The sequence below is a fragment of the Alphaproteobacteria bacterium genome (assembly GCA_004295055.1).
GTDB lineage: Bacteria > Pseudomonadota > Alphaproteobacteria > SHNJ01 > SHNJ01 > SHNJ01.
This window is the reverse complement of the sequence record SHNJ01000013.1, coordinates 14,108-26,929: the sequence shown is the minus strand read 5'-3', so window position 1 is coordinate 26,929 and position 12,822 is coordinate 14,108. Positions and strand designations below refer to the sequence as shown.

General features: G+C 48.9%; 9 protein-coding genes. 4 read left to right on the top strand and 5 right to left on the bottom strand.

The window, feature by feature from the left end; genetic code table 11:
- Positions 1–3 precede the first annotated feature (3 nt).
- Positions 4–1,818: a phosphomethylpyrimidine synthase ThiC gene (thiC, locus tag EYC62_03850; GenBank protein ID TAH35905.1), complete on the bottom strand. Its 1,815-nt coding sequence runs from the start codon at positions 1,816–1,818 to the stop codon at positions 4–6.
- Between the two features lie 275 nt (positions 1,819–2,093).
- On the opposite strand from thiC, the gene EYC62_03845 reads away from it, so the two are divergent.
- Positions 2,094–3,842, top strand: coding sequence for a hypothetical protein (locus EYC62_03845; GenBank protein ID TAH35904.1), 1,749 nt, complete (start codon positions 2,094–2,096; stop codon positions 3,840–3,842).
- Positions 3,843–3,852: 10 nt separating this feature from the next.
- Here EYC62_03845 and EYC62_03840 read toward each other — a convergent pair whose 3' ends face one another.
- On the bottom strand, positions 3,853–4,287 hold the full coding sequence (locus EYC62_03840) for a hypothetical protein (GenBank protein ID TAH35903.1): 435 nt from the start codon (positions 4,285–4,287) through the stop codon (positions 3,853–3,855).
- Between the two features lie 420 nt (positions 4,288–4,707).
- Between EYC62_03840 and EYC62_03835 the strand changes: the two genes are divergently transcribed.
- Both EYC62_03835 and EYC62_03830 read left to right on the top strand, forming a co-directional pair.
- Positions 4,708–5,763 (top strand): hypothetical protein, encoded by a 1,056-nt coding sequence (locus EYC62_03835; protein ID TAH35902.1) that lies wholly within the window; start codon positions 4,708–4,710, stop codon positions 5,761–5,763.
- Between the two features lie 47 nt (positions 5,764–5,810).
- Complete coding sequence (locus tag EYC62_03830) at positions 5,811–7,064, top strand: hypothetical protein (protein TAH35901.1); 1,254 nt, start codon at positions 5,811–5,813, stop codon at positions 7,062–7,064.
- A 1-nt stretch (position 7,065) separates the two neighbouring features.
- Here the strand turns inward: EYC62_03830 and clpB are convergent, their stop codons facing one another.
- Complete coding sequence (gene clpB / locus EYC62_03825; protein ID TAH35900.1) at positions 7,066–9,654, bottom strand: ATP-dependent chaperone ClpB; 2,589 nt, start codon at positions 9,652–9,654, stop codon at positions 7,066–7,068.
- A gap of 180 nt (positions 9,655–9,834) precedes the next feature.
- Here clpB and EYC62_03820 point away from each other — a divergent pair, with 180 nt between their 5' ends.
- Positions 9,835–11,121 (top strand): hypothetical protein, encoded by a 1,287-nt coding sequence (locus tag EYC62_03820; GenBank protein TAH35899.1) that lies wholly within the window; start codon positions 9,835–9,837, stop codon positions 11,119–11,121.
- A gap of 44 nt (positions 11,122–11,165) precedes the next feature.
- Here the strand turns inward: EYC62_03820 and EYC62_03815 are convergent, their stop codons facing one another.
- Positions 11,166–11,606, bottom strand: a complete 441-nt coding sequence (locus EYC62_03815) for a DUF4167 domain-containing protein (GenBank protein ID TAH35898.1) — start codon at positions 11,604–11,606, stop codon at positions 11,166–11,168.
- A gap of 221 nt (positions 11,607–11,827) precedes the next feature.
- Positions 11,828–12,742, bottom strand: coding sequence for a peptide chain release factor N(5)-glutamine methyltransferase (gene prmC / locus EYC62_03810; protein TAH35897.1), 915 nt, complete (start codon positions 12,740–12,742; stop codon positions 11,828–11,830).
- Between the last annotated feature and the right edge of the window lie 80 nt (positions 12,743–12,822).

Below are 12,822 nucleotides of genomic sequence, written 5' to 3'. Positions count from 1 at the left end.
TCATTACGCGATCTTCTTATAAATCTCCCCGCCCTGCTCTTTGAATTCCGCGCTTTTATCGCTCATGCCCTTATTCGCCATATCGCGGATTTCCTGGGTGATTTTCATGCTGCAGAATTTTGGTCCGCACATCGAACAGAAATGCGCGACTTTCGCGCCTTCGGCTGGCAAGGTTTCATCGTGATATTCCCGTGCGGTGTCGGGGTCCAATCCCAGATTGAATTGATCTTCCCAGCGAAATTCAAATCGCGCCTTGGACAACGCATCGTCGCGCATTTGCGCCGCCGGATGGCCCTTGGCCAGATCGGCCGCGTGCGCTGCGATTTTATACGCGATCACGCCTTGCTTTACGTCATCACGATCCGGCAGACCCAAATGTTCTTTTGGCGTGACGTAACACAGCATCGCGGTGCCGAACCATCCGATCATGGCGGCACCGATTGCGGATGTAATATGATCGTAACCCGGCGCGATATCCGTCGTCAGCGGCCCTAATGTATAAAATGGCGCTTCATGACAGATTTCCAGCTGCTTTTCCATATTCTCTTTAATAAGGTGCATCGGCACGTGGCCTGGGCCTTCGATCATCACCTGGCAATCCATGTCCCACGCCACTTTGGTTAACTCGCCAAGCGTTTTCAGTTCCGCGAATTGCGCTTCGTCGTTCGCATCGGCGATCGCGCCGGGGCGCAAACCATCGCCCAGACTGAACGACACATCATAAGCGCGCAGAATTTCGCAAATTTCCCGGAAATGGGTATAGGTAAAGTTTTCCTGATGATGCGCCAGGCACCATTTGGCGTGAATCGATCCGCCGCGCGACACAATGCCAGTTACGCGATTGGCGGTTAGATGAATATATGGCAAACGCACGCCAGCATGGATGGTGAAATAATCAACGCCCTGCTCGCACTGTTCGATCAACGTGTCCCGGTAAATTTCCCAGGTTAAATCCTGCGCAATACCGCCAACCTTTTCCAATGCCTGATAAATCGGCACGGTGCCGATAGGCACGGGGCTGTTGCGGATGATCCATTCGCGCGTGGTGTGAATGTTTTTACCCGTCGATAAATCCATGGTGGTATCCGCGCCCCAGCGAATGCCCCAGACCAGTTTTTCCACCTCTTCCTCGATACTGGATGAAACCGCCGAATTGCCGATATTGGCGTTGATCTTGGTCAGAAAATTCCGGCCGATAATCATCGGTTCGGATTCCGGGTGGTTGATGTTGGCCGGAATGATTGCCCGGCCCCGCGCCACTTCATCCCGCACAAATTCAGGCGTAATTAAATCCGGTATTTTCGCGCCAAAGGATTCGCCGCCTTTAGCCGCTTTGCGCGCCTCGGTACGGCCAATATTTTCACGGATCGCGATATATTCCATTTCCTTGGTCACGATGCCGCGTTTGGCATAGGCCATTTGGGTGACCGCAGCGCCGGGTTTAGCGCGCAGCGGTTTCCGCGATAACGGGAAATGCGCATCTAAATTCCGCAAATTGGCCGCCTTCAAACCATCATCGATCGGTTTCCATTCCCGGCCCTGATATTCCTCCACATCGCCACGCGCGCGAATCCATTCCTCGCGCAATCTGGGCAAGCCGTTACGAATGTCGATGGCAATATTCGGATCGGTATATGGACCGGACGTATCATATACGCGCAACGGCGTTTCATTTTTATCGGTCAGGGTAATTTCACGCATAGCGACGCCATTCACATGCACTTTCTGAGCGCCTGGAAATGGGTCCCTGGTGATCCTTATTGGCCCAGTATTAACCGGTTTTTTATTAGGCAATTTTGTTGCGGTATTTGCTGTCATGAATTTTTCCCTTTATCTGAACTACTTATATATGGGGCATTTATGGTATGGCCAGCGCATACTGAGGTGATTTATACACACCCAAAATGATTAGATATTGACGCAATATTAATAATATTTTGTCAGGCTTCATGTTATTGTAATTATATTAAGAGATTGTGTTTTTTGTGGTTGACAGTTCGGCTGTAAGCGCGCAAGTAGAGCAAAATTATAAACGGGTATTCTTTTATTTCTACTATCTTTAATTAAAGACCATTCGCAAATTTAGGTGAAGATTGCAGAACTTTAAAACGCGATTCATTAATGCGTTGCGAGAGATTGATTGGTATCTGGCCGTTGGCTTTGATGCCGTCATGGCATTCACCCAAAAACAGTTGCCATTGGTCAAAGCCGATTTGCGCAAAATCGCCGATTTTTTGAATCAAGATATTGAAATCGATATACCTTCCACGTCCCTGTCGGCACTACCAGACCTGCCTAAAATCCCCGCCTTGGCCACGCCGAAATTGGCGTCCTGGCGCAAAATTCAATTCAATCCAATACAATTCAAGCAGCTTGCCAACAAACGCAATCTTTATGCCGGCGCTTTGATTTTGTTATTTGCCTTGATTGCCGCAAGCTCGCCCACCGGCCGATATGAAGAACCGCCCAATCAGCCGATCAATCATATTTATGCCAAGTTTCTAAACGATGCGAATGATTTTGCCAAAAGCCTGAATCCCATCGGCACGGCGGATGCGGCATTGCCGACCCAGAACGACATGAACGACGATGTGGCCACGGATAAAGAAAGTTTATCGGGCGAAGCCAATAACTATGGCGAGCAATCCCTGGCCTTAAAAGCCGAGCAAAAAACCATTAAATTGGCGCGCGGCGAAAGCTTTAACAACGCCCTTATTTCCGCCGGTGTCGATAAAAAGCAAGCTGGTGCGATTACCTCGGCCTTAAAAACCATTTTAAATCCGAAAACCATCGATATCGGCGAAGAAATCACCATCGTATTTTCCGATCAGCCGGTGCAACCGGATAAACCAAAAGGCAAAGCGAAAGACGCCAAACAAACCGTTGCAGACAATAGCATTCGTGCCATCGATCAGGTTACTTTTACCCCAACGCATGACCAGCGCATTATGATTTCGCGCACGGGCAATAAGTTCAAAGCCAAATCCGAATCCCGCCCGGTCGAAGTGCGAATGAATGTCATCACAGCCACGATCAATAACAGCCTGTCGGAAGCCGCCAAAAAAGCGGGCATTCCGCAAAGCGTTTTATCGGATATGATCCGGGTATTTTCCTATGACGTCGATTTTCAGCGCGAAGTTCATTCCGGGGATAAATTCGAAGTCGCATTCGAAGAAATCTATGACGAAGAAGGCCGTTTCGTAAAACCAGGCAATATGGTTTTTGCCAATCTGAAATATGGCAGCAAGGAATTGAAAATTTTCCGTTACAAGCCGCAAGACGACACGCGCGCGGATTATTTCACCGCTGAAGGTAAATCGGTGCGGAAGGCTTTATTGCGCACGCCAGTCGACGGTGCGCGGATTACACGCGGTTTCGGCATGCGCCGCCATCCGATTCTGGGTTATTCCAAAATGCATGAAGGCGTGGATTTCGGCGCTGGTATGGGAACGCCGGTTCTTGCCGCCGGTGACGGCGTTGTAAAACAAAAAGGATGGAATGGCGGTTACGGCCATTATATTGAAATTCAGCATAACCGCGAATACGCGACCGCTTATGGCCATCTAAGCCGATATGCCAAAACATTGAACGTTGGCGGACGGGTACATCAAGGCGATGTGATCGGCTATGTCGGTTCGACCGGCCTTTCCACCGGTCCGCATTTGCATTACGAAGTCCATCGCGGCGTGCGCAAAATCAATCCGTTGGGCGTAAAATTCGCCACCGGCCGCGAACTGGCTGGCAAGGAATTGCAGAAATTTAAACTGGCTCTGGCGGACACGCAGCAAAAAATTGCCACGTTGAAAGACGGCAAAAAAGGCGCCAAGATCGCCTGGCGCTAATCCCTAAAGATTATTCTTTGCTGGATGAATTTTGTTCCGCGGCCAATAAAATCAGAAAACGATTATAGGCAATTTTAAACCCATACCAAACCGGGAATAAAATAACCGCGCCCATTGCCGTTTTCCAACAAGCGGCGAACAAGGCGCCTGCCACCGATCCGATCGCCGCGCCCGCGCCGCTGGCATTTGGAACATTGCGTACGGCATTGAACACCAATTCCAGCGCATCCACCAGAAAACTGACGCCCCAAATTCCAAGAGCCACCAGGAAAATCACCCAAATGCCGGTAAATACCACCTTGCCAAACGGGCCATAGGCCGTGCGGACAAACTGCGCGGTTTTTTTGTATTCGGCCGATTCCTTCCAATTAATAGTATTTGGCGTGGTGCTGGCTGCGGTCAAACCCCATTCGTTTTTATTCGGCTTTTCGATAATTTGGTTCATATGCCTTCCCTATGATGATCTTTCTACCATAAAGCATAATGGTGAAAAAATATCCATGGATTGAAAGATTTGCGATGATGTACACCCTGAACCGTTGTAAGGAAACGCGGCGAACGGTCCCCCAGCCCCTTTAAAATCAGCAATAAAATTTTATGCTTTACTTTTGTTTCTTTTAAAGATAAATTAGTATAAATCATTAAAAACATGTAATTAATTTAATTTTTGGGGTACAGAGATTTTATGACTAGAGCCATCACCAAATCAGGCGGCGTGAGACCTCCTGGTGCACAGATAAATCCTGTGCACCCAAGAACTATTCCTCCGCAAAGATCTCTTTATTCGCGGATGGTGAACTCCCCACTCGCACATAAAATTCTGCCTGATCGAGCCTTGAATATTTTGCTGGCATTTACCGCCAGTATGACCACCCTTTTCCTTAGCCTATCTGTTTTATCGGGTTCCACTTCCAAATCTAACAGCGCTCAAGCCGCCATCATACCTTCGAATCCGCCAGCAACTTCTGCACTTGAACCAACTCCATCATTTAATATATTCAATTTCGGCGGTGCAAGATCTGGCCCGGCTACACCACTCGAACCAGTTCCATATTCTTCAAATTTATCTCTTACTCCCGCCGCACCAACAGTGCCGGACATACAAAAACCAATTCCATCGCTTCATACGTCTAGTTTAGGCACTGTCGAGTCGGGCCCACTGCAAATGGGCCTTAGCCCTGATGTCAGCATTGAAAGATCGTTACGCGATCATATCAGCACTATGCCATCTTATGATCGCGCTTTGCGCGAATTCATATTTCACGCCGAAGGCATAAGGTCCTGCCAATATAAATGTACTGCGAACAAACGAACCATCGGCATAGGTTTCAATCTGGATGTCGAAGCCAACCGCATCACATTCCGCGAGACTATCCCATGCGACAACAAAGAATTCCAGGGATACTTGAATGGTGAAAAAAGTTTAAATGCGGAACAAGTAATAGCTTTATTTGAAGCCGACTTGGCAAAACGCATGAAAATCCTAAACAACAAGTTCAACAGCCGGGGAATGGATTTCGATAAATTGCCGCCAGGCGCCAAAATTACTTTGGTTTCCTTGTGTATCAATAACCCTGGTTTGGTTGGCGAGGGGCTTCTGGGGTATATCCAGCAGAAAGATTGGAAAAATGCCGCGTGTGAAATCGCCTTACGCTGCAATGTAAAAAAAGATCCGCGTTTGCGTGTTCGCCGCTATACCGAAGCAGCCACATTCTTAAAATCCACAACTGGCCAAGATTTAAGTTTAAAAATGCTCAGCGGATTTAGACAACGCAGCACCCCATTAAACCCATTTGATGTTGAAGGCTTTCAGAATTTTCAAGAACAGTGGCCAGCCATTCAAAATGCCATTCCAACGGCAGTAGGGGTTTCCGATCCCGGCATTACGCGCTTGTCCTCTGCTATGGAACGCGTACGGTAACTATATAGGGGCGCATAGGAAACCAAAAAGTTGCCGCGTGAATAAACATGTCAAATCCAACACCACCTGATAACTCTTTACCGGATAACGCCCTGGAATTATCAGAAACCGACCCGGCTATTGCCGCATCGCTTGAAAAAATAGCGGCCAAGATAACGGTTTTGGGATTGGCAAAACGCGATCCAATCATTTTGATGCGATATTTAACAAGCACAGCGAAAGCGACGGATGCCGGGTACCAAGTCAATCGATTAAAAGAATTGCTGGGCTTTACAGGCAACTTTACCCCGCCACACCGCCAGGTCATTTGGCAGATGCTGCAGCAATTGGAAGCTAACGACATACGCAATCCGCAAAAACGTAAAGAATGGCTGGAAAAGGCTTCGCGCGGCGAAATTGCGCAAATCAAGGCTGAACATTACCGGATTATCAGTCAACTGATCAATGCATGTGATCAGTCAAACACTGTCCCTACCCCAATCGCCAAATTACCTCACAGCCAGTCAGATTCAAATTCTGGGGCACCGAACGCCGGCGCCACCGAAACTCCGCCAGGCCGTGAACGCAAATTTAGGCCGCTAGTAATAGATGACCGTTCCCCATGGAAAAAGGCTTTCGATGCGCAGGTGGCCTTAGCCGCCAACAGAAAACCCGGCAATATAAAAATGCCGGAAGTTTTAGACAATCCAAGCCAACGGTTTATAGATGCATTTGGTTTAGGACATATGAATCTTTATGCCAAACGCCTATTGGATTGCACAACGTTGCTGATGCGCGAAGTTAGTATCAGCGACGATATACACATGCTCCATCCGGTTATAGCAGCCGCGATTATTTTGAATCGCGCTACAGAAGGGAAACTTACCGAAGCATTGCCACAAATTTTTAAAAACATTCCATCAGGGCGCGCGTGGATTCAACCCTGGATGGAAGATATTCAAATCATGGTATTGGATGACGTGTTTGGCATACATCACAAGCACGCTACTAACTGGTGCGCGCGCCAAAACCCGCCTGTGGCTTGGACGGATTTTATGGCCGGCGCAATTTTCGAGGCGCACAGTCATATAACAAAACAAAAATCGGGAAAAGGCGGAACGTCAGCCCTGGGCATGCAGTGGCCTGTAAAACCGCACTATGAACGGGAGATACCGGGCGCTTTTAAACTTTATACGGAAACGTCAGAGGCTCAAGCGCTAATGTCGCCACACGGTGCCGCCAAAAAACCAGCCGCAACCTTTACCGCGGAAACCGCCGCTGCCGCGATTGTGGAACAGACCATACCAACCCGGGGAAGATAAATTACGCCGCCGCGATTTTTTTGGTCGACGGCGAGAAGCTTAGTTCGGCATCTTTTACAGTGACTTTGACATGCTGACCGTCCAATATTTCGCCGCGTAAAATGGATTCCGCCAGTTTATTTTGCAGATTTTTTTGAATTACCCGCTTTAATGGCCGAGCGCCGTAAACCGGATCATATCCGGCATTGGCCAGCCAGGCCTTTGCCCGTTCATCCAGTTCCAACGTAATTTTATGAGATGCCAGCAGTTTTTGCAAACGGCCAAGTTGCACGTCCACAATACCGGCCATATCGGCGCGGCGCAAACGGTGGAACAGCAATACTTCGTCCAAACGGTTCAGAAATTCGGGGCGGAATGCCTTGCGCACGATTTGCATTACGGCATCGCGGACCTTTTCAACCGCTTCGCCCTCGCCTTGCGCCGCTAAAACTTCGCTGCCTAGATTGCTGGTTAAAATAATCAGCGTGTTTTTGAAATCGACTTTACGGCCTTGACCATCGGTCAAATGTCCGTCATCCAATACCTGCAACAACACATTGAACACATCCGGATGCGCTTTTTCCACTTCGTCGAACAAAATCACCTGGTATGGGCGGCGGCGCACCGCTTCGGTCAGACTGCCGCCTTCGTCATATCCCACATATCCTGGCGGGGCGCCGATCAGGCGCGATACCGAGTGTTTTTCCATAAATTCGGACATATCGATCCGCACCATCGCGCTGTCATCGTCGAACAAAAATTCGGCCAATGCCTTGGTCAACTCGGTTTTGCCAACGCCGGTGGGCCCGAGGAACAAGAATGAACCGAGCGGGCGGTTTGGATCTTGCAAACCGGCCCTGGCGCGGCGAACAGCCTCGCTAACGGCCGCAACAGCCTCGTCCTGGCCGATTACGCGGCGGCGCAACGATTCTTCCATACGCAACAATTTGCCGCGCTCGCCTTCCAGCATTTTATCCACCGGTACGCCGGTCCAACGGGAAACCACGCTGGCGATATCGCTGTCTTTGACTTCTTCTTTCAACATGGTCTGCTTGGAACCAGTCAAGGTTTGCAACTGCTTTTCCAAATCCGGAATCACGCCGTATTTCAATTCGCCCGCCTTGGCCAAATTGCCTTCGCGCTGCGCTTTTTCCAAATCCTGTTTGGATTTTTCCAATTTTTCCTTGATCGCGCGTTCATCCGACAAGGACGCTTTTTCCTTGCGCCATTGATCGGTCAATTTTTGCGAACGGCCTTCCAAACCGCGCAATTCGATTTCCAATTTCGCCAAACGGTCGATACTGGCGGGATCGGTTTCTTTTTTCATCGCTTCGCGTTCAATTTTCAATTGAATGATGCGGCGGTCCAGTTCATCGATTTCTTCGGGTTTCGAATCGACTTCCATACGCAAACGGCTGGCGGCCTCGTCGATCAAATCGATGGCCTTGTCCGGCAAGAAACGGTCGGTGATATAACGGTGCGATAATGTGGCCGCCGATACAATGGCGGAATCGGTAATACGCACGCCATGATGCAATTCATATTTCTCTTTTAAGCCGCGCAGAATCGAAATTGTGTCTTCGACACTCGGTTCTTCGACAAACACCGGTTGAAACCGGCGCGCCAGCGCGGCATCCTTTTCAATATGCTTGCGGTATTCATCCAGGGTGGTTGCCGCGACGCAATGCAGCTCGCCCCGCGCCAAAGCCGGTTTCAGCATGTTGGATGCATCCATCGCGCCTTCGGCCTTGCCCGCCCCGACAAGATTATGCACCTCGTCGATAAACAGAATAATCTGCCCTTCGGCGGCGGAAACATCGGCCAAAACGGCTTTCAATCTTTCTTCAAACTCGCCGCGATATTTCGCGCCGGCGACCATCGCCCCCAAATCGAGCGACATTAATTTTTTTTCTTTTAAACCTTCGGGAACATCGCCATTGATGATGCGCAATGCCAAACCTTCGACAATCGCGGTTTTACCAACCCCAGGCTCGCCAATCAAAACCGGGTTATTTTTGGTGCGGCGCTGCAAAACCTGGATACAGCGGCGGATTTCTTCGTCCCGGCCGATGACAGGGTCCAGTTTGCCCATCAGTGCCGCCTCGGTCAGATCGCGCGCGTATTTATCCAGCGCGTCATAGGTGTCTTCGGCGCTGCGCGAAGTCGCCTTGCGGCCTTTGCGCAATTTGCCAATCGCCTTGTTCAATTTCACCGCATCGACACCGGCGGATTTCAATGCCTTCTGCGCGGCGGTATTTTCGACAATCGCCAGCGCCAGCAACAGCATTTCAGCGGTTACAAAACTGTCACCTGCTTTTTCGGCGGCATCTTCCGCGTTGGCAAAAATTTTTGACAATTCCTGCGATGCGTACATACCGCCGCCACCTTCAACTTTGGCGGTTTTATCAAGAACGGAGTTCACTTCCTGTAACGCCGTCCGCGCCTCGCCGCCAGCTTCGCGGATCAATTTGCTCGCAAGCCCCTCATTGTCTTCCAATAGAACTTTTAATAAATGCTCCGGTGCAAGATATTGGTGCCCACGGCCTGCGGCCATGGTTTGGGCCGATTGAATGAAACCTTGGGCGCGTTCGGAATATTTTTGCAGATTCATTGATGTGCCATAAACTTGTTGATTTTTAAGATCATATATACTAGGTGGGTAATTAAGATATAGATTTCAAGTGGTTAATATTATATTAATTACTAAGTGGCTGTAATGCCATTATTTACTGTATTTACAAGCCGTCAAATATGTTGTATCTTTTTTAGATATGATTGATAAGAGGGAATTTTGGTTAAATTGGTTGATACCGCAGAAAATGTAAATGCTGAGCCTGTCGGGCCCAACCCGACGGATGCCAGCATGCTGTACCAAATGGATATTCATTTGCCGGATTCCATCAGCTTGTTTTTGCGCCGATTGATTGCCAACAACACGCAAGTTACAGCCGAAACAGCCGTTGACGATTTGGTTGACGGTTTTCTGTCGCCAAGCCCTTCTATTCGCCTTCAAACGCTTGAAAATTTAGTGAGTTTGCTCGGTGGCTCAGATTCTCCTGCCAATACGAAAAGAATTAATGCCTTGCGTGTATTACATGGAATATTGAATGACAATGATCTGCGTCAAGTCGTCGGACTTTACGCTCTAACTGGTCATGAAGATAGCATTCACAAATTATTTGGCCGCGACGAATTATCGGAATATGGATTACTCGCCATCCGGTCTATATTTAAGCAGGCCGCTGCAAAATGCGATACAGGCCAATTTCTTTTAGAAAATTCCCTAAAAACTCCGGATGCGTGGTGGGATTACAGCCCGGAGTTTGCAGTTGATTCTGCGACCGATCCGTTCGATTTAGCATCGGCGCAAGGGAATCGTCACCGTGCATTTACTGCTTACCGGCAAAATGGCGGAATCTTTATTACCAATGAAGCATTGGCGGTTATGGCAACCAGAGCCATAACTAATCATGTTGAAACTTTTTTACAAAACCGTTTTCCGAACGACGAGTATCCGGGTCTTGCGGATACATTAATGACCGAGTTTTTAACAACCAATGCGGATGTGAGTCAGGTTGATCCTGGCCAACCCGCCAGCTATGTAGCCGAAGCCATTCAAGCATTCACCGCACCTGATTACGATGCGTGCGGTAAAGGCTTAACAACAATTATGACCGAATTAAGCCGCCGGGCGATTGTCAATGGCGGACCGGAAACAGCCGACAGCGATCAAGCACTTTTAAGACAGGATATCGCCGATTTGAACGTATTGCATACGGCGTTCCATCGCCCGGATTGTTTGAAAGCGTTATGCGATTATGTCCGCGTCGACAAAGCGCCGATCGGCAGCAATACGAATATGATAGAAATGGGAGCAAGAACTCCATTTATTTTAGCCAGCATTAAATCCGATATTCGGACTCTTGCGACAGATCACCGCGCCGTTACTATTCTTCAAAGAAGTCTCGATCAAGAAAAAAGGCGCGCCGCGAAACAGGCGGCGGAAAGACCGGAACCGCCAAAATCTGTTTTAGGTATTTTGTGGCAAGCCTGGCGCGGCAATTCGCATGCCATGTAAAAAAAGCGGCCTCAAGGCCGCTTTTATTTTATAAAATTTATCGTCTACGCCGCTTCGCCGGATTTATCGTCGGCTTCGCTGCCATCGTTGCTGGGCGCCGCTGGCGGAACCAAAGATTCCACTACCGCTTCACCGGCATTGATCAGTTCAACTTCGGCCGCCGCCAATTCTTCGGGCGATGGCTGATATTGCGGACGCGGTTCCGAATTCAACAGGCGGAAATAATGTTCGGCATGCTGAAAATGGCTTTCGGCGCGGACATGATCGCCAGACGCCAAGGCATCGCGCGCCAGGGACGAGTATTTATCATAAATTTGCTGCGGATTGCCGCGGACTTTAACTTCCGAGCCTTTGCTTTCAAAAACCTGATATCGTACCGGCACAGAACCGCGGCGGTGATTATTATTGCCACCGCCAGAATTATGTCCGCCGCCACCATGGCGATGATGGCCGTTGCGCCCACGACGATTGGAATTAGGTCTCATGCATGATCCTTTTTAAGTCTATGTTCTTCATATTTTTCCGGCAAATCCTGCTGTGCCTATTCGCATTCCGCAGTTTGTTTTGCCACTATTTAAGCCGTTATTACTTACTCTGTTTTACCCGGCATCGATTATGGTTATATTTTCAATCTACCGCCTAGATTCCACCCTGCCAAGTCTAATTTTAGGCCTGTGAATATTATATAAAACGGCGTGATTTTTTCTCAATTGGATCTAGCGTTATGCTCCAATACAATGCATCGCGCATGCCCGGATAAATCGCGCGCCACTTCCATAACAGTAAATCCATGATCCGCCACAATTTGCGCGACAGCATCGGCCTGATCGGAACCAATTTCCAAGAATCCAAGCCCATCTTTTTTCAGCATAGTTTTTATTTGCGGCATAACTTTGGCATACCCATCTAGCCCCGTCGGCCCACCCCACAACGCCAATGGCGGATCGAAATGCAAAACTTCGTTAGACAGCAAAGTACGGTAATATTCCGGCACATAAGGCGGATTGCACGCAATAATATCGAATTTCCGCGCCTCATCCGGCGTTGCAATCGCGCTGGCCCAATCGCTGGCAAATAAATGCAAGCGGTCCGCAACCTTATTTAAATGGCCATTTTCCGCCGCCGCTTCCAGCGCCTGCATACTGGCATCGCCGGCAAATCCTTGCGCCAATGGCAATTCATGCAGCAAAGATATAATAATGCAACCCGTACCTGTGCCCAAATCCAGCATTTTCCAGGCGCGTTTTTTATATTCCGCGTCGCGTGTCGATAATTGTTTTAATACGGTTTCAATCAATGACTCGGTATCTGAACGCGGATCAAGGGTTGCGGAATTCAATTTAAACGGCAGCGACCAAAATTCGCGGTATCCGGTAATACGCGAAGTCCCTTCGCCACGCATGCGGCGAAAAACGAAATCGCGGAACTTATCCTGATCTTCGCGCGTTATTTTTTCATCTTCGCGATACCGCAACGTATAGGGTTTCGGCACATCGCCCACAGGCGTTAACGTATATTCCATCAGAACGCGGGCAATTAGCCTGCCTTCGTTGATGCCAACCTTGGCCAGTTGTTTTTCCGCCCAGTGCAATTGATCTTTAATTCGGTTTTTGCCCCACATACCGCCAATTAACCCGCCCTATGGTCTATTGGCAAGCAGTATTAAGTGATTGATTTATATGCGAAATAATTGGTTTAAAC

What these genes read in the sequence shown, in the direction of transcription:
- thiC (TAH35905.1), bottom strand. Translation starts at nt 1,818, where the DNA reads ATGACAGCAAATACCGCAACAAAATTGCCTAATAAAAAACCGGTTAAT.
- EYC62_03840 (TAH35903.1), bottom strand. Translation starts at nt 4,287, where the DNA reads ATGAACCAAATTATCGAAAAGCCGAATAAAAACGAATGGGGTTTGACC.
- EYC62_03835 (TAH35902.1), top strand. Translation starts at nt 4,708, where the DNA reads ATGACCACCCTTTTCCTTAGCCTATCTGTTTTATCGGGTTCCACTTCC.
- EYC62_03830 (TAH35901.1), top strand. Translation starts at nt 5,811, where the DNA reads ATGTCAAATCCAACACCACCTGATAACTCTTTACCGGATAACGCCCTG.
- clpB (TAH35900.1), bottom strand. Translation starts at nt 9,654, where the DNA reads ATGAATCTGCAAAAATATTCCGAACGCGCCCAAGGTTTCATTCAATCG.
- EYC62_03815 (TAH35898.1), bottom strand. Translation starts at nt 11,606, where the DNA reads ATGAGACCTAATTCCAATCGTCGTGGGCGCAACGGCCATCATCGCCAT.
- prmC (TAH35897.1), bottom strand. Translation starts at nt 12,742, where the DNA reads ATGTGGGGCAAAAACCGAATTAAAGATCAATTGCACTGGGCGGAAAAA.